This window comes from Burkholderia sp. S-53 (genome assembly GCF_025560745.1).
Classification (GTDB): Bacteria; Pseudomonadota; Gammaproteobacteria; order Burkholderiales; family Burkholderiaceae; genus Burkholderia; species Burkholderia pyrrocinia.
Genome location: NZ_CP090482.1, coordinates 214,192 through 234,749, shown reverse-complemented (window position 1 = coordinate 234,749; position 20,558 = coordinate 214,192). Strand labels below are relative to the sequence as shown.

Sequence of the window (20,558 nt, the reverse complement as noted above, 5' to 3'; positions counted from 1 at the left end):
GCTGCGATCGAGCGATGGAAATGCATGGGCACGCGATGCGACGCACGCCCCATAAACGGTCACCTTGCGATGCGCATCGCAGGTGGCCTGGCCGCCCACCGTTCACCGTTCACCGTTCACCGTTCACCGTTCACCGTTCACCGTTCACCGTTCACCGTTCACGACATAGTCAATGCCGATGCCGGTGATGAATGTCCGGGAAATGTGCGTGACTATGCGTGATCGGCAGATGCACATGCGGATGCGTGTGCGGTTCGTTGCCGTCGTACGGAAAGTCGTGCGTATGCTGGTGATGTTCGTCGTGTCGATGCCGGTGCGTGTGCTCGAGCCGCTCGTGCTCATGCGTGTGTTCGTGCCGTTCGCGCACGTGCAGCCAGATGCCGAGCGCCATCAGCGCGGCGGCGATCCAGAACGTCATGGGCGGCAGCGCGGGCCAGATCAGCAGCGACAGCACGACACCGAACAGCGGCGCGATCGAAAAATACGCGCCCGTGCGCGCGCTGCCGAGATGACGCAGCGCGACGACGAACAGCACGAGGCTGATCCCGTAGCCACCGAGCCCCGTCAGCATCGCGGCAGCCGTGACCGGCACGGCGGGCAGAGTCGCGCCGGTCGCCAGCGCGATGCCGATGTTCACAGGCCCGGCAATCAGCCCTTTCATACATGCGATGACCATCGCGTCGTTCGCGGCGACCTTGCGGGTCAGGTTGTTGTCGATCGCCCAGCACAGGCATGCGCCGACGATCAGCAGCGCACCGACCGGCACGCCGGTCCGGCCCGGCGCCCACGACAGCAACGTGCCGCCCGCGACGATCGCGACCATCCCGAGGAACACCTGCGTATCCACGTTTTCGCGAAACACGACCCACGCGATGACGGCCGTCAACACACCTTCGAGATTGAGCAACAGCGCGCTTGTCGCCGCCGGCGTGCTCGACAGCCCGAGCATCAGCAACGCCGGACCGGCCACGCCGCCCGCCGCGATCGCGCCCGCCAGCCACGGCAGATCGGCGCGCTGCAGCGGCGCGGCTGCCGCGGCCGGTGCGCGACGGTTGTGCAGCCCGCGCAGCAGCATCCCGATGCCGAGCCCGACGCCGCTGCCGAGATAGAACAGGCCGGCGACCATGAACGGCGACATCGCGCCGATCAGCGCCTTGGCGAGCGGTGTCGCGGCGCCGAACAGTGCGGCCGCGGTGAGCGCGACGAGAATCGCGGAATGTCTCGAGTTCATGATCCGGGTTGAGTTGACGTTGAAAGGCGGTGGCGGTGGATTCGGGTCGTATCGGAGCAAGCGCCCCGAACCTTTCGAAATGCAAGCTGCATCGCAGGACAACCTGCGCGTGGTCTGACGATCCAGCCGGGATTATCGCGCGTCAATCTGTCACGATGGCCGGGGGTGATCGGTCACGTGCCGATCAACGATGCCGATATCACTATTTTAGGAAACCGAATTATCTGATTGAACCGTCATTGCCATCAGGCATGCGTACTGGCCATGCGCACACCTCAACGTCGACGCATCACGCATGCTGTCTCGATCGACGGACTTTCTTCGTCCGGTCGCGTTGTCTGTCTGGCGTTGGAGGAGGGAGCGCCGGCAGGTCAACCGCCGGTGGAGGCAGTCCTGACCTGCCTCTATCGAGGCAGGTCAGTCTGTCGTGTGAGTCGCCGCATGCAACGTGCATGTGGGCGAGCGCCGTGCAGTCGACGGCGACGCGGTATGTGTTACTCGTTTCCTGCCGTTTGCCGCTCGACTTGCTGCTCGACTTGCTGCTCGACTTGCGGCGCGACGTCGGTCTGCACTTCCGCGTTTGCCGATTCCGGCGCGGCGGCGGCCTCTGCCTGCTGCTCGGCCTTCGGCGGCTGCTGCGCACCCTTGGCCGATTGCGCCGCACCCTTGCCGGGGCGGCGTGCCTTCAGCCGGCGCGCCCGAGCTGCGTCGTCATGCGTCACGCGCCCTGCTTCGTTGCCCTGCAGATCGACCCGCACCGCGTCTTCGACGAGGCACGACCAGTAGCGATTGCCGCGGCACCACGTCGACATCGCTTCGCGCAGTTCGGCTTCGTTGAGGCCCACGGCCTGTGCCTCGCGCGCGAGGTCGTCCCAGATGCCGACCTTGAGCGGCACTTTAGGGGCCGGATTCTTCGGGAACGCGCGCGGAAACTTCCGCTGCAGTTTGCCGATCGCGACGATGACCGGATCGACCGGTGCCGACGGCTTCGCCGAAGCGGGCTTCGCGCGATGCTGCGCTTTGGCGCCGGCACCCGGTTTGGCCCCGCGGGCCGGCCGGTCGCCGGACTTCGGTTTCGCGCCGACGTCCGTCGGCGCTGCCGGCTGCTTCGCGTTGCGCTCCTGCTTGGCCTTCGCTGCGAGCTGAGCCCGCAATTCGGCAAGTTGTTCAAAACCCATAAATTCAATCCACCAGGAATATAAGGTGTGGTTCGTGCGGCCATTCCGCGCGGCGCAAAAGCTTCGCCGCCATGCGTGCGCCCCGTCTGCCGCCGATGCGGAACACTACGGGGCCGCATCGCGCACGCCACTCTGTTTTCAGGCACCCGGCCACGATGCCGGACAAGGCAGGAGTGGAAGTATACCGGTACGCGCGACGGCCGGTTGACTCGCCGGTCTGCATTTGCCCGATTCGGGGGTTGAGAAATGCGTCCGCGCGGTCGTGTTGCGCATTATATGGATACGTTTCCGGAAGTCACGTCGTTCACAGCCCTCATCGAAAATCGGGGCAGCCTCGTGCGATACGATCGGCTCTGCGGCAGCACTGACCGACGCCCGACGCATGGTGTTCCACCTTGCGGAATCGAAAGCGATCGTGCCGCGCGAGCGCACCGCTGGCCGCGGCGACGATTCCGGATCGCGGGCGGCGCCGTCGGCTGCGTGCGAATCGACGATCGTGACGACGGGAGGCTCGCGGCGATGGATCGACGCAGCCTGTCGCGACATATCGGACACCCATCGATTACACCGGGCCCCGTGCACAACTCGTTGCGTTCGCATCGATAGCGTGGCGTACGAAGATGCCGGAAAGTGCGTAGCATAGCCGGGTCGACGTCGTCGGCAGCGTACCTCGACCCGTTTCGCTGCGCACCCGGTCAGCCGGCGACATCCGTCCTGCTTGCCAAAAGAACCGGATGTACGAAACGGAGCAGATACATGGTTCCCCCACACGACATCCCGCGCGACGGCATCACGCGCGAGGAAATTCACCATCGGCAGATCGACATGCGCGGCTATCGGCGCAGCGACGGCCTGTTCGAAGTGACGGCCTGCCTCGCGGACCGCAAGACCAGCGATTTCACGCCACCGGGCGGCACGCGGACGGTCGCGGCACTGTCGCCGATCCACGACCTCGGCGTGACGCTGGTCTTCGATGCCGGCATGGTCGTCCGCGCCGTATCCACGTTCATCCGGTCGCATCCGTATGCGCAGTGCCCGGGCGGCGGCGACTCGCTGCAGGCGCTCGTCGGACTGAGCATCGGTGCCGGCTGGAACAGCGAGATCCGCAAGCGCCTGCCGTCCTGCGATACGTGCACGCATCTGAAGGAATTGCTTGGCCCGGTCGCTACCACGGCCTATCAGACGATGGTCGGCGTGCGACGGTCGTCGCTCGACGCGCGCGACAGCGAAGGCAAGCCGCTCAAGATCGACAGTTGCCATGCGTATGGCGCATCGCGCGATCTCGTGAAACGTCTTTGGCCCGAATATCACCAGCCTTCGGCGACGGCAAAAGTCAGCTAGGGTCTCGGCAATCGGCCGGTTCGGCGTCCGCAGGATCGGCAGCGCACATGGATGCGTGCGTTGCCTGCGCGGACCGGCACCGCCGCCTCACCGAAATTCAGAAGACACCCAGCGCGAGTCCCGCGGCCAGGCCCGCACCGAGTTCGGCGCAGCGCGCACGATCATCGTCGTCGATCGTCTTCGGCGCGAGGATGCGCTCAGGCGTTTGCGCGTGAGTACAGACGATCAGGCCGGGCGCGACGTTCTTCAGCCGCCATCCGGTCGCGATCCGGTCGATCTGGCGCAGCGCGTTCTGTCCGTCGCTTCCCGCGCAAATCATCGCCGCGTACGGACGGCCGTTCACACGATCGAGCGCCGGGTAATAGCAACGATCGAAGAAGTCCTTCATCAGCCCGGACATCGCCGCGAGGTTCTCCGGCGTCGCAAACAGGTATGCATCGGCGGCCAGCACATCGTCTGCGCTCGTCGCGTCCGCACGTTGCAGCCTGACGTCGACGCCGGGTTGCTCGCGCGCCGCATCGGCGGCCGCTTCGGCCATCTGTTGCGTGCCTCCGGTCATCGTGTGATAGACGATCAACAGCGTCTTCATTCGTAGTCGCTCGTGTTCGGCTTCAGGTGAACCGGCGGCGGCGCCGGTTTCCGTTGGATGGTCCGTCATCGCGTGTGTGGGAGCGGTTCTGCATTCGCTTTTGCGGATCCGTCGGTTTGCCGGCTCAGCGGTGCCAGGCTTGCGTCGATCGCGTGCATGATCTTCCCGAGGTTCGGTCAATCCGGCGCGGTGCGTCGTGTTGCGTCGCCGTCGTCCGGACGCGCGTAGTACGCGAGAAACATGTCGGCCGCGGATTCCGCGACTTTCTGTTGCTCGGGCGCCGCGAGCGGCGGCTGGCCCATCGTGACTTGCGGCCAGAACGCGAATGCCTTCACGACACCATGCAACTGATGCGCGGCGAACACCGGATCGGTGACCGACAGGCGGCCGGCCGCCGCTGCCGCACGCACCCAGACCATCAGGTCTTCCTCGCGCTCGCCGAGGCGTTCGACCATGTCGCGCGCACGCTCCGGCGAATGGATCGCCGCGCCGATCGCAACGCGCGCGAGCGCGAGAAACGCTTCGTCGTTCAGCAGGCGCAGTTTGCGACCCAGCAATGCGAGCAGTTGCTCGCGCAGCGGCACGTCGGCCCGATAAGTCGGGGAACTGCCGGTTTGGGTCGCATCCCACAGCTTGTGCAGGATCGCGGCGAACAACGTTTCCTTGCCGGGAAAGTGGTTGTAGACCGTGCGCTTCGACACGTCTGCGCGCGCAGCGATGCGATCCATGCTGGTCGCATCGTAGCCGGACGCGAGGAATTCCTCGATGGCCGCGTCGATGATGGCCGCACGCTTTCGATCGGTCAGGCGCTGAGGGGGAGTGCTGGTATCCATACGGAAATTTTACACCGGGCAGTTTACTTATCCCAGAAATAAACTACACTGTTTAGTGTACTTTCTTCCTCGGACGAACCGACATGGCATCGCCTCTCGTTTTGATTCACCGTATTCTGGGTTTTGCGGCCGCCAGGCGCGGCCGCGCGCTGTCCGGCGGTTCGCCGCAACACAATGGTGAGCGCTTCAGCAATGTCGCGCCGCGTCCCGCCGAAGGTATCGGCAAAACGCTAGGAATCGCGTGGAACATGCTGGTCAACAAGCCGCGCAATACCGTGCCTGCAGGCGCACTGCCCGTTGATGTGCTGACCCGAGCACAGCTCGACGCGGCGCCCGATCGCAGCCTGTATCGGCTTGGCCATTCGACGCTGCTGTTCAAGCTGCGCGGCGAATTCTGGCTGACCGATCCAGTGTTTGCCGAACGCGCATCACCGTTTCGGCGCGTCGGCCCCAAGCGCTTCCATGCGCCGCCGATCGCGCTCGATGATCTTCCGCCGTTGCGCGGTGTGATCCTGTCGCACGATCACTACGATCACCTCGACCGCGACACGGTGCTCGCGCTTGCGGCCACCACCGACGTGTTCGTGACAACGCTGGGCGTCGGCGACCGCCTGATCAAATGGGGCATCGATGCAAGGAAGGTCCGTCAGCTCGACTGGTGGCAGAGTGTCGACGTAGCCGGCCTGACGCTGACCGCGACACCCGCACAACACTTCTCCGGGCGCAGCCTGTTCGACGGCAACAGCACGCTGTGGGCGTCGTGGGTCATCGTCGACGACGAACTCCGCGTGTTTTTCAGCGGCGACACGGGCTATTTCGACGGGTTCCGGGCGATCGGCGAACGCCTCGGGCCGTTCGACGTGACGCTGATCGAAACGGGCGCATACGATGCGCAATGGCCGTATGTGCACATGCAACCGGAAGAAACCGTTCAGGCGCACATCGATTTGCGCGGGCGCTGGCTGATTCCGATCCATAACGGCACATTCGATCTCGCGATGCATCGCTGGCAGGAGCCGTTCGAGCGCGTCACGGCGTTGGCGATCGTGCGCGGCGTCGAACTGTCGACGCCAAGAATGGGCGAGCGCGTCGATCTGTGCGAACCGCATCGAGGCGAGCGGTGGTGGCGCACGGTAGACGAGCGCGCGAAGGCACCGGCAACAACGAAATCGCGTCGGTGGCAGTTTTGCGCGACGCAAGCGACGAAGTAGGTTTTCCTGTCGTTACATCGTGCATTCGGGAGCGCGGCGGTGCCGCGTTTCCGGACATGGCGCACTCGGGGCATCTGCACGTTGGCGGTTTGTCTGCCGACCCGATCACTTGAACCGGAAATGGTGCACTCGGCGGCGGCCCGATATCTGCATCCGACAATACGGGGCGCGGAGGGACCAATCGCGAGAGCGGGCTTCAGCAAATGCTGGTTGGTCGCATCTGCAAATTCGGCCGAAGACGATGAATGCCTCGCGACTGCCGTTCCGAATCCGGTTGCCATCGAAGGGACGCGCCGCACCAGCCGATAAGCTGCGTGGTCGAATCGGGCTTCAGCCTCGTGGGTCAGAGCACGAAGCGCGCAATTCGCAGGTGCTTACCTTATATCGACCGCTTCAACCGCCCTCTGCTCGATAAGTCGTTACGAGTCGATGTGCTCTCAGGAAAATCCAGATGCGCGGTTCGATTTTCCGTCATCACTTCCGCCAGCTCACCGGCATAAGTCCGCAGAAGTAGAAATAGATGGACTTTGCCGTCCGACCGATTTGCGACGGCAGATGAGCCGTAAGTCGGTTCTCGAAAGTTCCACAACGCTATGTATCGCGCGGTCGGTGAATTGCGTTGTCACGTGACAACTCCCGTTGAACGTTCGTGCCTGACATCAAGATCAGAGACTTGCTGGGTCATCGTCATGCAGCGGACCGACACTCACATAGTGCTGCCCAGCGCGGCGCCACGCGAGAAACGTATCAAAAACCACCAAATACGTATCAAAAGCGACAAATCACGCTTTCTGACTGACCGAAGACGTTAATAGCAGTCAGAAACCTCATGCGCCCCCATTTCGGAGCACGATCAAGCTCGTTTTGCGTGAAACAACATGAAGAATCCCGCGCAAACCATTGCCGGACAAGGATTTCCGAGAATGCCCCATTTTTCGTCAGTGTTTCACGATCCGTGTCGTTTGTATTGGCACGCGGCCTTTGACGTATGGATCGCCCTTCATTCCGGCGCCTTCCGCCGCCACGGCTGCCAATAGATATGGCATCGCGCCGGTTGTAGCGCTGGATAGACCCGACGAAACTTCGCTCCCCTCCCCTGCCAGATCACACGCACAACACTGGTGATGATCATCCGGGTTAAATAGGGTCGCATCATCGCCATCAATAACTGCCGGTACCAAAGTGAGACACGGTGCGCGACCGGAAGCGGTCGTCGACACATGAATGTTGGAGTGTCGCTCCGGCGGAAGGGCCGGGCCACTCAGGCAAAGTAGCCCCAGCCATCGTCATATAGAAGGACAAGAGTCCTTGACCGTTGCGACAGCCACGAGAGACATCCTGCTTTCGTCGTGAGGTACCGGTTGTCCTTGTTGTCACGTGACAACTCCCCAGCGACCATATGTGGCCACAGAAATTGGCAACAAGCGCCACATGAATTCGCTTCGCTTTGATTTGCTTGTCGCGTCTTAAGATTGATCGATCGCAATCGCTCTCGAGAAGTTGGCAACGCCGCTGCGTTACACCCTGAGTTGCTTGTCACGTGACAACTCACCCCGCGCCTAAGCAATCGAACCAGCCGAACGCTTGCGTATCAGGCGTTCGTAGCCACATCCGCAACCCACATCTCGATCGAATAAGGATCTTCCTGTGGAAGAGCAACATCGAATGCGACCAACTCCTGCCGGCTTGTCACGTGACAACTATGTATCTCGACGACATCGGTGAATCAACCATTCCGATTCGCAACGGATGCTGTCAGAACCAAAGACACGGTCATCCAACCAGCCTCTGCGACCGATCGCTGCCGGTCAACCGATCCGCGCCGGAACGCCGGCGGTTCGCTGACGCATCTTCAACGACGCCAAAAACAGTCGAATTTTCATCCGCCGTTTGTAAATTCTTCATGCCCGTAACCGACAATTTTATTTTTACTCGATCACTAATCACGAATGACTCGTTAGCCATTCGACCGACTTGTCACGTGACAACCACAGAGATCGTCAAGAGATGTATCAAGTCAAACGCTTTTCTGGACATTTCGATAACATCTGCATATATTACGCAAAACTCCTTGGAGGAATTTAATGGCTTTCAAGATCGCCGTCAGTAATCAAAAAGGTGGGACGGGGAAGACAACCATCTCCGTCAATATCGCGGCTGCGTTCGAGGCCGGCGGCAACAAGGTCGCGCTGATCGATGCCGACCCTCAAGGCACTTCCGTCCGATGGGTGACGAGCGGCGAGAACACGCTGCCGATGACGGTCCTTTCGCTGGCCCCCGCCGGTCGCGGTATCGGCGGCGAGATCAAGAAGCAGGACGCGAACTTCGACGTGATCGTCGTCGACTGTCCCGGCAACCTCGAAGATCCGCGCATCGCGTCCGTGCTCGAAGTAGCCGACTTCTGCCTGGTGCCGCTGTCTCCGTCGCCGGCGGACCTGTACAGCACCGTCGCGATGATTCGCATGATCGAGTCGATGCGAGCCGTTCGTAACCCAAGTCTTTCTTCCGCATTAATGCTGAATAGCGTTAATGGAAAAACTAAAATGCGTGAAGAAATTTTAAAAATTCTAAGGGCTGAAGAAATAGGGGAGCATCTGCTCGACAGCCAGATCGCGCAACGCGAGGTCTACCGCCAGACGTTCGCACTCGGCACCACGATCCATCATCACAATCGATACCTGAAGGGGCTGAAGGAAGCCCGCGCGGAAATCGAAAGGCTGGTCACGGAAATGGCCCAATACATCGCGTCGACTCGCGCTACCGGAGCCGCCCATGGCTAAGGACACATCGAAAGACAAGAAACCGACCGGCAACCTGCATCTCGCAGCCGGCCTGTTGCGCGGGCTCGCGCAGGAAAACGCGGCACTGGAAACCCGCTTGCCCGAGCCGCCGGCCGCACCGAACGTCGCAGCCGAAGCGGCGCCCGCCGTGCCCCTGGCCGCGGCCGCACCCGCCGGCACGCCGGATCTTGGCGCGCCGCAGAAGGTGCTGGTCAAGGACTGCATTCCGAACCCGTTCAACCCGCGCGTGTTCTATTCGGAGTCCAGCCTGCACGAGCTCGCACTGACGTTGAAACGGGAAGGGCAGATCGAGCCGATCAAGGTCACGCGGCTCCCCGAGTTTCCCGGCAAGCTCGTCGTGATCGACGGGCAGCGCCGGCTGCGCGCGACGAGCATCAACGGCGACGAAACCATCAACGCCACGTTCCGCACGGACCACACGCCCGAGCAGCTCTATACGATCGCGTATCGGGCGAACCACGATCACGAACGCCAGACGATCTTCGACGATGCGGTCGCGTGGAAGCGTCTCCTCGACGAGAAGGTCTTTCTCGACCAGAACACGCTGGCGGAGAAGATCGGCAAGGACAAGGCATCGATCAGCAAGACGCTGTCGCTCAACGCACTGCCCAACACGCTGCTGGAGCGGATGGCCAGCGCGAACGACGTGGTCGGCCTGCAGGCCGCGTACTTCCTGAAGCTGATCTTCGAACGCCTGGGCGAACCGACGGCCGACCGGCTGCTCACGGCCGTGATCGACCGGAAGAAATCGGTCCGCGATCTCGAGAATTTCCTGCGTGCGCAGAGCGACGGCAACAAGAAAGCAGGACGCACGCGTTACAGCGTTCGTCACGACTTCGCGCTCGAATCGCAGGCGATCGGCCAGTTGAAGACCTACCCGGACGGGCGTCTGGACCTGCAACTCAAGGGCGTCGACACGTCCCACCAGGAAGCGCTCGCCGACAAGCTCAAGACCGTCATCGATGCCTACGTCGCCGAGTTGGCGGCGGCCACGCAAAAGTAACGCACCAAAGCAAAAGGCCTCGCATCCGCGTTGCGCCGCGAAACCGGACGATGAAATCCGGCGCACGACGCCCCTCCGGTTGCGAGGCCTTGTTCAGTTGCTTGCGAGACTGCTCTTGAGCAGGAATTCCAGCAGGTCGTCCGAGGTCGGTTCGCCCCAGGTATCCAGCGCGAGCCATCGGAAAAAGCTGGTCTGTGCGAGCTTGCTCGCTTTCTTCTTCGGCGACAGCGTGAGATCCTTCGAGCCCGCTACCGTCTCGTTGTAGCGCTCGATCAGCTTGGTCTGGTCGTCGATCTCCAGTTCGCGGAAATACGCGCCTGCTTCCTCGACCTTGGCCGCCAGATATTTGTCGCGAATCTGCTCCTGCTTGCTCTGCGCGGATTCCTTCGCCGGTGCGGCCGCCTCTGCTCCCTGCCCGTCGGCCAGCGTGTAGCCGTGCGTCAGCGCCTTGCGGAAATATGCGGCCACGTTGTCGACCGGCGCTGCGTTCTTCTTCGTAGTCCGATTGAGCGTGTAGGCAATCGCCGCCTTGATGCGCTGCACGCCATATTGCGTGATCAGCCGGCGCGCTTCCGACCGCGGAATGCCGAACTTCGCGACCTCCTCGACCAGCGCTTCGTTCTTGACGTCGCCATCTTCGACCGTATCGGCACTCTGCTTGCGCGTCACCTTGAACTGAACGGCTTCCACACTGCGGCCGGACTTGTGTTCGATCAGCTCGAGCGTGTGATCCGATACTTCGTTCACCTCCTGAATGCACGGCACCAGGACCTTGCTCTTGAACAGCTTGTATTCCTTGTACGACTGCGACGCCTTGTCCTGGCCGAGAATGAGGTCACGGAATTTCGGCAGCGGAATCTTCGCGGTGATGCCGATCCCTTCGTAGCGCACCGTGTTTTCCCACAGCGCGAGCGAGTGCGAGCGCCGGAACTCGCGGGCGATCCGCATATCGATCAGCGCGTAGATTTCCGGATTGAGCAGCTCGCTGCGAATCTGGTCGGAGAAGCTGTACTTCAGCACCGATTGCTCGAGCTCGGCGCCCGCGAGCAGGCCCGACGCTTTCCAGACCGTCGATCGGTCGGCGGCCAGGTAGTCCCAGTTGACGACGGTGCTGATCAGCGAGTTGACCGTATCCTTCACGTACTTCGTGTTGTTGCTGTTCAGCCCGCTCTCGTGCGAAAGCGACGCAATCGAGATCGAGAAGCTCGTCCGGCCCGGCTCGAATGCCTCCTGCCGAAGCGCGTTCTTGATCAGCGAACTGAACATCTTGCGCTGCTGCAGACCGATCTTTCCCGACTTGGGTGCGATATGAATCGCCTGGACCGCCTTGCGCAGCAAGTCGGGAGGCTCTGGTGTCTGAAACAGCGAAACCTGTTTATCTGAGCCTTTGCTTGCGGGCTTGCGCGGCATCGTGATGTCCGGATAAGGTGACCTTGTTGAGAGCGGACTTTATACCTTTTCAAGCCGCGGGGCAACGTCCTTGCTCCTGCATCACTTGCACTATCGCGGCTAAGCTTCAGATGCAAAAGGGAAATTCTGGAGAAAGCGATCTACGCGAAGCCCCATATCCATCTACCTTTTGACCAAAATCCCTCCCACAAGGCGCTACCTTTCGTGTCCCGGCACAGAAACCCGGCACGAGATTTGCCCCGGGAAGGTACCCATCCATGGGGAGCAAACTAGCGGAATTTCGATCGGCGGGCAGATTCGTGGTGCCCTGCAGCACGGGTCCGTTTTTCTCCCATAACGGGCTACCTTCGTCGACTCCCATGGAAGGGTACCTGTCGACAGGCAGCGTCATCGTCAATTGCGTTACTTGCGGTCTTGAAGGTAGAAATCGCTCCCATAAACGGTAACCATCTGATTTCCCCATAAATGGTTACCTGTCTGCAGCATCGATCCTCTCTATGGGAGACGCCAGCAGAGGGCCTCTGTGAAATGCGAACGTCCGGGCCGACCGGCCACCCATAAACGGTTACCTTCGAGACGCCCCATAAACGACTACCCGAAGAAAATCACTGTGCGGGCAGGCATTCATGAATCAAGAAAACAGCCCCATAAAAGGCTACCTGCTGGCGTTCCCATAGACGACTACCCAACGAGTATCCGGGCGAATCTCCCATAACCGGGTACGGTTGCCCCATATCCACACCCCCGATTCCCCACAACACGGTACCCGAAACCCCAAATCCACAGACCTGAAACCCCAGACCCTTCCACCTGTGCTCCCATAAATGGGTACCGACCACCCCTCAAACCCTTGTCAGATAAGGCTGTGAGCCGTCTAAAAGTAGTTAAAGAAGTAAACGTGGTTTACCAAAGATGTAAACACACGTGTGCTGACACAGAAAGACAAGCCCCATAAACCGCTACCCATCGGATCCGTTTGCGGTCCGCCAGGCACCTGGATCCTTCGATTTTGCCTGCTGGACAGCTGTCTGACGCCTCGTCCCACCAAGGCTTCAGGCCCGACAAGGCTTCCCGAAGAGGTGAGCGCCTACTCACAAACGCCTAAAAGTAGAAACCTATGGGAGGAAATCGGGCAGAAATCACTGGTTTCCACGTTCAGGTTCCCGTCTATGGGACCAAAAGGCCGGAGCTGCGACCGCCCACGCTCCCGTGATCGACGGGCAAATCGGATCTGCTACCGGACGCACGAACATCGTCGGTTTCACCCACGGCAGTTCGAAATCATCGAGGACTGCACGCGAGTGGATTTTTGTACTCATGCTTCCCGGTCTGTGGACAAGTTTTTTGCCAATCGCCTGGCGACGACGCTCGTCATATTCAGCCTGCGAACTGTGCACAGAGGAAATGGATGCAGCTTGCTCCGCCGCCCTGAGGTACCGCAACTTTCTACCTTTGGATCAACCGAAGAACAACGCTGTGCCCCTGGATGGCCACGAGAGGCCAGCACAGCCTCCCGGATGCAAGTATTGCCGCCTTCCCCATCGCCGGCACAGTTCGCCGGTTCCTGGGTCGATCTCGGGGAAGTTACGAGCGAACGTGACGATGCTGTCGCTGACGAAACTCACCGCAGTCGAATTCGAGCAACGATCCCGAACATTCTCACCCTCGGAAGCTTATCGATCCCGTAAAAGCTCACCGCCAAGGTGACCTTGCAGGTATATGCAAGCTGTGTGGCAGCGGCACGCGCACGGGATACCCGAGGGCAAAATCATCGAATGAAAAATCTGTGACCCACGTGCGCGTTGCCTGATGCGTTCGCCGGCGGAGTGGGGCCGACCGCCAAGTGCTGCGGCAACGTCAACGCCATACGCAACGTTTGCGGGACAAGTGACGCAACGCATGCCCGGCTCCGTCCGCGCATTCGTGAGGTCGTTCCGGTCGGCATCTTCACCCTACGCAAGACGATTCTCGTTTTCGTCATACACACCGAACGACGATGAGTTCCACCAGCCAAGGTAACCATACACGTCACAGTGCAGCGACCGGTTCCCCGACTGTTCACCACCCGGTGTGGCGATTCAAGACGACCGCATCGACCGTCGGACGAATCGAATCGTGACCGTTTATGGGAGAAACCGTCGCTCGAGCCGCGTCACATGCCAACGTGACGCACAGTTTGACAACTGCTGCGGTGATTGCGCTTCACGTGATGAAGTTCACGTCGAGCACATGCGTGTCGCCAACACCCCCTATGAAACAGCCATTGGCATACGAGCAAGACACGAGGAAACGACGGTCATCGGCATCTCGCATCGCACCGCGTGATCGATTTACTTTACCGAAGCGTGCCGTACATCGGACGTTTCTACTGCGTCGACCACACGATCTTCACGAGCGTGGCACCGGAGAAGCGACGTCCGCGTGTTCTCCCATACGTGTATCCCCAATGCCGTCTGCACGTTGACGCCACATTTTTCGCGACGCGGTTATGATGCACAGGTCCTGATCGCGACATGACGACCGATCAGGACAGGGGCGGTATCTCGATGGTCTTTCAATCCGTGATAATCATCAGAAAAGAGAGTTCAGCGATGCAAATTCAGATCAGAAAACTCACGCTGGCTGCTACCGCAGCCGCGTTCCTGTTCGGCTCGGCAGTTCCTGCATTTGCCCAGACCGACGCCAGTGCGCCCGCTGCACAGGACGCCAAGGCGGCGAAGAGCCAGGCACGCAAGGCGGCCAAGGCCCAACACAAGGCAGAGCGCAAGGCTGCGCGCGCGAAGAACACCGCCGAGCTGAAGAAACTCGAAGACGCCGGTTACAAGCCGGCGGCCAACGACCCGAACTATCCGCAGAACCTGCAGAACGCGGAGAAGAAGGCCGCCGGCGCAAGCCAGTAAGCGCCGTTCGGCGGCAAGCCACGGTACGATCCGCGGCTTGCCGCGTGCATTGCGATCACGCGATGCACGTCGAAAGCAGAATCCCCGTCATGAACGACCGCGCACCCGATCGGCGCGTTTGCGTCATTTGATTCGGAATCCTGCATTTCATGGCTGGCATGACCGGCAGGTCGATACGGTCAGTGCCGCGCGCCCGATGCGGCTGCGTTCCCTGTCACCTTCAGCCAGTCCTTGAACGCGCGCACGGCATCGTCGCCAGCGCGCGCGGATGCCACGTACGTGAAGTAGCGCCACGGCGGCAGCGCGGGTTCGCTGAACGGCTGCATGAGCCGGCCTTCGGCGATGTCGTCCGCGACGAGCGCGATCGGTCCCATCGCGATGCCGAGCCCGTCGAGTGCGCCTTGCAGCGTCAGGTAGAAATGCTCGAGCGTGAGCGAATGCCGCGGCACGAGGTTCGGATGCCCGGCCGCCGCGAGCCATTCGGGCCACATGCCGGGATAGGTCGCCGCGTGCAGCAGCGTGAAGCCGGCGAGATCGGCGGGCGTAAGCAACGTCCGGCCCTCCAGCAGCTTAGGCGCACACACCGGCAGCCGGACTTCGGACAGGAATTCCTCCGCGACGTAGCCGTCGATGGCCTGCGGGCCGCCTCGAACGATCAGGTCGACCTTGTCGCGCAGTTTCTCGATCGGCTCGTTCGACGTCGACAGCCGCACCTCGATCGTCGGATGGGCGACCTGGAAGGACGACAGTTTCGGCACGAGCCAGCGCAACGAAAATGTTGCGGGCGCGCTGACGCGCAGCACGCGCTGCTGCGCGTGGCCGAAGTGCTGCGCGGTGGCGAGCGCGATCCGGTCGAACGATGCACCGACCTCGGCGAGATACGCGCGGCCGGCGTCGGTCAGTTCGACCCGCCGATTGTGGCGTTCGAATAGCGGCCGGCCGAGCCACGCCTCCAGTTGCTGCACGTGGCGGCTGATCGCGCCGTGGGTCACGCACAGCTCGTCGGCGGCAAGCGTGAAGCTGCCGAGTCGTGCGGCTGCTTCGAACGCGCGCAGCGAATTCAACGGAGGGAGACGTCGGGCCATTGCGTCGTTTCGCGTGATATTTTCTCACGCGATTGTTCAGGTTTAATCGTTTGATCGGGCGATCCAGCTCCGCCAATATGGCACACAAACGGCCGGCTCGGCCGAACGAGTGTCTGAATTTCTCACATGGAGTGCGGAGCATGCCGAACGTGGTGGTAGTGGGTGCCCAATGGGGTGACGAAGGCAAGGGGCGCGTCGTGGACTGGCTGGCGGCACAGGCCGACCTCGTCGCACGCTACAACGGTGGCCATAACGCGGGTCATACGCTGGTCGTCGGCGGCAAGACGTACAAGCTTGCGCTGCTGCCGAGCGGCATCGTGCGCGGCAAGCGCGGCGTGATCGGCAACGGCGTGGCGCTCGATCCGGAAGCGCTGCTCGCGGAGATCGCGCGGATGGCCGAGCTCGGGCTGTCGGTGACGCCGGACAACCTGTCGATTGCCGAGAACGCGACGCTGGTGCTGCCGATTCACCGCGCGATCGACCAGGCGCAGGAGCGCCTGCGTCGCGAACCGATCGGTACCACGCTGCGCGGGATCGGGCCGGCCTACGAGGACAAGGTCGGGCGCCGCGGGCTGCGCGTTGGCGATCTCGCGGAACCCGGCCGGCTCGGCGACAAGCTCGACGTGCTCGTCGACCATCACAACGCGTGGTTCCGTGGTCTGGGGCTCGACGAGTGTTCGCGCGACGCGATGCTGGCGACGCTCGTCGATATCGCACCGAAGATCCTGCTGTTCGTGCGCCCCGTCTGGGCCGACCTCAACGACGCGACCGATCGCGGCGAACGCATCCTGTTCGAGGGTTCGCAGGCCGTGATGCTGGACATCGACTGGGGCACGTACCCGTTCGTGACGTCGTCGGGTACCGTCGCATCGGCGGCAGCGGCCGGCACGGGCCTCGGCGCGTCGAAGCTCGGCCACGTGCTGGGCGTGACCAAGGCGTATGCGACGCGTGTCGGCGGCGGCCCGTTCCTCACCGAGCTGACTGACGCAACCGGCGAAACGCTGCGTGCGCGCGGGCAGGAATTCGGCGTCAACACCGGCCGGCCGCGACGCTGCGGATGGCTCGATGCCGCGCAGTTGCGCCAGGCCGTCAGGATCTCGGGCATCGATTCGCTGGCGCTCACCAAGCTCGACGTACTCGACGGCTTCGAGTCGATCGAGCTGTGCGTCGGTTACGAACTCGACGGCGCTCGGGTCGACCATCTGCCCGCGAGCCTCGATGTACAGTCGCGCGCGAAGCCGGTCTACGAACGGTTCGACGGCTGGCGTGGCACCGTGAAGGGCGTGCGCGAACGTGCGGCGCTGCCGCGCGCCGCACAGGATTTCATCGCGCGCATCGAAGCGGTCGCGGGCGCGCCGGTATCGATGATCACGACCGGTGCGGAGCGTGACGACACGATCGTGTTGCGTAATCCATTCGATGCGGCGGCTGCCGCGTAACGTGCCGTTGTTCGCGTCAATTGCGAATCGGCATCGTGGTCACCGGGTAGTTTTTGCCGACCCGATGCCGTTTGCATGCAGGTAGGTTCGATCGCGTATACGCCGGGCTCCGATACCGCACGCATGGCACCGCCGCGACACGATTCGGCGTCCGGATCACGCCGCGTACGGCGAACTGGACACGCCTGCAACGCTGCTGTACTGTTCCGCACAATTCGCGCCAGGCCGGCCTGCGCCGGAGCGGCCGGTACCAGGGCCGCACGCCGGCGCGACGTGATCTCAATCCCGGGGACAGGTCGATGGACACGTTACAGATGATGCGCATTTTCGTCCGGGTCGCGGAGGAGGGCAGCTTCACGAGCGCGGCCCAGCGCCTGGATATCACGACGGCGTACGCATCGCGTTCGGTCGCGCAGCTCGAAACGCATCTGCGCACGCGCTTGCTCAACCGCAGCACGCGCCGCATCGCACTGACCGACGCCGGACAGCGTTATCTCGATCGTTGCCAGCGCATCCTCGGGTATATCGACGAAGCGGAAGCCGAAGCGGCGGACGCACAGGCGAAGCCGTCCGGGCGGCTGCACGTTCATGCGACGACGAGTTTCGGCCAGGCGTACGTGGTGCCCGCGGTCGTGCGCTACCGTCAGCGCTATCCGTCGGTCGCGGTCGAGCTGACGCTGTCGCAGCACGTGCCCGACATCATCGACGAAGGCTACGACGTGTCGCTGCAGTTGAGCACGACGGAACTGCCCGATTCGGGGCTCGTGTCGCAGCGGCTCGGCGACGTGCACAGCGTGCTGTGCGCGTCGCCTGCGTATCTGAAGGAGCGCGGCACGCCGCGCACGGTGCGCGAGCTCGAAGGGCATGCGTGCCTGCAGATCGTCACGTCGGTGTTCCCGCGCGATCGCTGGCATCTCGACGGCCCGGACGGCCACGAGACGTTCGACCTGCCATTGCCCGATTTCCAGGTGAACATCGCCGATGCGCTGGGCGGCGCATTGCGCGCCGGCCTCGGGATCGGCTCGCTGCCGATGTCGTCCGCACTGCCCGCGCTCGCGAGCGGTGCGCTGGTACGCGTGCTGCCCGAATACCGGTTGCAGAAGCTGACGGTCTACACGCTGTACGCGTCGCGTCAGTATCTCGATGCGAAGATCCGCACGTTCGTCGATTTCCTGCGCGAATGCGTGCCCGAAATGCTGGCCGCCGACGAGGCCGCGCTGAACGCGTCCTGCAAATCCTGAGGCAGCACGGGCGCCGTATGTGAACGGCGCTTTGCTCCACGAAATAAAATAATCTGCAATCCTGCCTTTCAGGTGCGCGTTGTCGACGTGTTCGCGATCGGCCCGGGAAACGACGCCCCGGCAACCGGCCCGTCCTTATGAAATCGCTTGCTTTCGATATCGAACATCGTTGGTTCGATGCGCGGCGCCAACCCCCTAGAATCGGTTCGACCTGCTTCATCGCGTTCGCGCGGCGATGTTTGCCGCCGCGCCCCCGAAGCCTGCGTGCGCGAAACCGCACCCTCTCCATCGAACCCGAAACGACATGGCAGATCGACTATTCACCACCCGCCGCCGGCTCCTTCAGGCCGGCCTCGCGATCGCGGCGGGTGCTGCCGCGCATCCGGGCTTCGCGCTGGCGAGCACGGCCGGCGCGCGCACGTTGCGCATCGGCTACCAGAAGGGGCCGCTCAGCCTGCTGAAGGCGCGCGGCACGCTGCAGGGCAAGCTCGCGACACTCGGAGTGAACGTCACGTGGACCGAGTTCCCGTCGGGGCCGCCGCAGCTCGAGGCACTGAATGCCGGATCGATCGACTTCGGCGATGTCGGCGAGGCGCCGCCGATCTTCGCGCTCGCGGCCGGCGCGCCGCTCGTCTACTACGCACAGACGCCGGCCGGCCCGGCGGCCGAGGCCGTGGTCGTCGCGAAGGATTCGCCGGTCAGGACCTTTGCGGACCTGCGCGGCAAGCGCATCGCGCTGGTGAAGGGATCGAACACGCACTTCCTGCTGGTCCGGCTGCTGCAGACCGCGAAGCTCGACTATGCGGACGTCACGCCGGTCTGGCTGTCGCCGTCCGATGCACGGGCCGCGTTCGAGAACCGCTCGGTCGACGCATGGATCATCTGGGATCCGTTTCTCGCGGTGGTCCAGCAGGCGTTCGGCGCGCGCATCATCGCGGACGGCACCGGGCTCGTGGAGAATCGCGGCTACTACTTCGCGTCGCGCTCATATGCGCACCGCAATGCCGACGTACTCGACGCGGCCGTGTCGGAACTGACGACGGTTCAGCGATGGCTCGATGCGAACCGCGCGCAGGGCGCCGCCGAATTCTCGAAGTTGTGGGGGATTCCGGAGCCGGCCGTGGCGCTCGCGTTTCGCCGTGCGCGTTTCGGCGTCGAACCCGTCACGCGCGACACGCTCGCGTACCAGCAGCGCATCGCGGACGTGTTCCACCGGGCCGGCATCCTGCCCAAACGCGTCGACGTTGGTCAGGCTGCACCACCCGCGCTCGCGTGACGGCGCAGCATCCCGGGGAATCGCTCGACGGCGGAACGGCAGCGCGACGTCGTCCGGAATCGGGCACACGCACGGCCGGCCGCCGCGCTGCTCGACGGTATCGGTAAAACAACAACGCCACGGATGAAAGTCCGTGGCGTTTCTCTTTGCACCGGCTTGCCGCGAGCGTGCCGGCCGCCGTATTACTGCTGCTTCGCCCAGAGCGTGCGGCCGAAGAACGTAAGCGTGCGATCCCACGCGAGTTGCGACCACACCGGATCGAACTGCGTGGCGGAGATGCGGCCGGGGCCGACAGCCGTTTCGTTCGCGAATGCGTGATGCGCGAGATAGCGATGGAATTCGACACCGACCTTCGCATCGGTCAGCTTCTTTTCCAGCGCGTCGACCTGGTCGATCGCGAAGAACTCGTCCTGCGTGGCCCAATGGCCCATCAGCGGCACCTTCAGCTTTGCCGGATCGAGGTAGTCGAGCGGGGGGAAGCCGTACCACGTGACACCCGCGTCCGCGTCGGCGAACTGCAGCGACAGCAGCGTCAGCGCACCGCCCATGCAATAGCCCGTCACCGCGACGCGCGGCGCGAGCGTCTTCAGATACGTGACGGCGCCGGGAATGTCCTGCGATGCGGCGTCGCCGAAATCGAGGCCGGTCATCAGGTGGTGCGCTTCTTCTTCCTCGACCGTCGACTTGCCGCGATACAGGTCGGGCACCAGCGCGAAATAGCCGCAGCGCGCAAGGCGATCCGCGACGCCGCGGATCTGGTCGTTCAGCCCCCACCATTCCTGGATGACGACGACCGCGGGCGCGCCTTCGGTCTTTTCCGGCCTGGCGAGGTAGCCCTGCAGTTCCTGGCCGTCCGGACGGCGAAACGTGATCATGGAACCGGATGCTTGAGACATGAAACCGCTCCTTTTCGAAAAATGCGATGAGTGCGGCATCGGGCCGGCCAGCGGGCGCGGGGACGATCCGGCATGCCGGGCGTCGTGGTACCGCTCGCGATCGTTTCGGCCGACGCCGACCACG

15 protein-coding genes are annotated in these 20,558 nt (G+C 62.8%); 8 read left to right on the top strand and 7 right to left on the bottom strand.

Translation table 11 applies throughout. The features are described 5' to 3' along the window. Window positions 1-169: 169 nt before the first annotated feature. The gene (locus tag LXM88_RS00785) at window positions 170-1,231 is read right to left on the bottom strand and encodes a DMT family transporter (protein WP_262531164.1); all 1,062 of its coding nucleotides are present in this window, start codon (window positions 1,229-1,231) and stop codon (window positions 170-172) included. A 494-nt stretch (window positions 1,232-1,725) separates the two neighbouring features. After that, on the bottom strand, window positions 1,726-2,409 hold the full coding sequence (locus LXM88_RS00780) for a ProQ/FinO family protein (RefSeq protein ID WP_262531162.1): 684 nt from the start codon (window positions 2,407-2,409) through the stop codon (window positions 1,726-1,728). Between the two features lie 756 nt (window positions 2,410-3,165). Here LXM88_RS00780 and LXM88_RS00775 point away from each other — a divergent pair. Beyond that, window positions 3,166-3,750 carry a DUF2889 domain-containing protein gene (locus LXM88_RS00775; RefSeq protein ID WP_262531161.1) on the top strand — a complete coding sequence of 195 codons (585 nt, stop codon included), beginning with the start codon at window positions 3,166-3,168 and terminating at the stop codon, window positions 3,748-3,750. Between the two features lie 97 nt (window positions 3,751-3,847). Here the strand turns inward: LXM88_RS00775 and LXM88_RS00770 are convergent, their stop codons facing one another. Both LXM88_RS00770 and LXM88_RS00765 read right to left on the bottom strand, forming a co-directional pair. Beyond that, window positions 3,848-4,339: a flavodoxin family protein gene (locus tag LXM88_RS00770; protein WP_262531160.1), complete on the bottom strand. Its 492-nt coding sequence runs from the start codon at window positions 4,337-4,339 to the stop codon at window positions 3,848-3,850. Between the two features lie 176 nt (window positions 4,340-4,515). Continuing rightward, window positions 4,516-5,172 carry a TetR/AcrR family transcriptional regulator gene (locus tag LXM88_RS00765; protein ID WP_262531158.1) on the bottom strand — a complete coding sequence of 219 codons (657 nt, stop codon included), beginning with the start codon at window positions 5,170-5,172 and terminating at the stop codon, window positions 4,516-4,518. 83 nt (window positions 5,173-5,255) lie between these two features. Here LXM88_RS00765 and LXM88_RS00760 point away from each other — a divergent pair, with 83 nt between their 5' ends. The 3 genes from LXM88_RS00760 to LXM88_RS00750 all read left to right on the top strand — a co-directional run bounded on the left by LXM88_RS00760 (window position 5,256) and on the right by LXM88_RS00750 (window position 10,187). Continuing rightward, a complete protein-coding gene (locus LXM88_RS00760; RefSeq protein WP_262531156.1) occupies window positions 5,256-6,383 on the top strand; it encodes an MBL fold metallo-hydrolase in 1,128 nt (375 codons plus the stop codon). A gap of 2,084 nt (window positions 6,384-8,467) precedes the next feature. Next, window positions 8,468-9,163, top strand: a complete 696-nt coding sequence (locus tag LXM88_RS00755) for a ParA family protein (RefSeq protein WP_069750801.1) — start codon at window positions 8,468-8,470, stop codon at window positions 9,161-9,163. After that, complete coding sequence (locus tag LXM88_RS00750; protein WP_262531154.1) at window positions 9,156-10,187, top strand: ParB/RepB/Spo0J family partition protein; 1,032 nt, start codon at window positions 9,156-9,158, stop codon at window positions 10,185-10,187. Before LXM88_RS00755 ends, LXM88_RS00750 begins: the two co-directional genes overlap by 8 nt. A 93-nt stretch (window positions 10,188-10,280) precedes the next feature. Here LXM88_RS00750 and LXM88_RS00745 read toward each other — a convergent pair whose 3' ends face one another. Beyond that, entirely contained in the window at window positions 10,281-11,597 is a 1,317-nt protein-coding gene (locus tag LXM88_RS00745) for a replication initiation protein (protein ID WP_174380715.1), read from the bottom strand. 2,591 nt (window positions 11,598-14,188) lie between these two features. Here LXM88_RS00745 and LXM88_RS00740 point away from each other — a divergent pair. After that, the gene (locus LXM88_RS00740; RefSeq protein WP_096475725.1) at window positions 14,189-14,497 is read left to right on the top strand and encodes a hypothetical protein; all 309 of its coding nucleotides are present in this window, start codon (window positions 14,189-14,191) and stop codon (window positions 14,495-14,497) included. A 179-nt stretch (window positions 14,498-14,676) separates the two neighbouring features. Here LXM88_RS00740 and gcvA read toward each other — a convergent pair whose 3' ends face one another. Further along, window positions 14,677-15,582: a transcriptional regulator GcvA gene (gcvA, locus tag LXM88_RS00735; RefSeq protein ID WP_262531150.1), complete on the bottom strand. Its 906-nt coding sequence runs from the start codon at window positions 15,580-15,582 to the stop codon at window positions 14,677-14,679. Between the two features lie 140 nt (window positions 15,583-15,722). On the opposite strand from gcvA, the gene LXM88_RS00730 reads away from it, so the two are divergent. The 3 genes from LXM88_RS00730 to LXM88_RS00720 all read left to right on the top strand — a co-directional run bounded on the left by LXM88_RS00730 (window position 15,723) and on the right by LXM88_RS00720 (window position 19,538). After that, on the top strand, window positions 15,723-17,021 hold the full coding sequence (locus LXM88_RS00730) for an adenylosuccinate synthase (protein WP_262531149.1): 1,299 nt from the start codon (window positions 15,723-15,725) through the stop codon (window positions 17,019-17,021). A gap of 299 nt (window positions 17,022-17,320) precedes the next feature. After that, window positions 17,321-18,262: a LysR family transcriptional regulator gene (locus tag LXM88_RS00725; protein ID WP_096475729.1), complete on the top strand. Its 942-nt coding sequence runs from the start codon at window positions 17,321-17,323 to the stop codon at window positions 18,260-18,262. Window positions 18,263-18,566: 304 nt separating this feature from the next. Then, entirely contained in the window at window positions 18,567-19,538 is a 972-nt protein-coding gene (locus LXM88_RS00720) for an aliphatic sulfonate ABC transporter substrate-binding protein (protein ID WP_262531146.1), read from the top strand. 182 nt (window positions 19,539-19,720) lie between these two features. Here LXM88_RS00720 and LXM88_RS00715 read toward each other — a convergent pair whose 3' ends face one another. Next, complete coding sequence (locus tag LXM88_RS00715) at window positions 19,721-20,434, bottom strand: dienelactone hydrolase family protein (RefSeq protein ID WP_262531144.1); 714 nt, start codon at window positions 20,432-20,434, stop codon at window positions 19,721-19,723. Window positions 20,435-20,558: the final 124 nt, after the last annotated feature.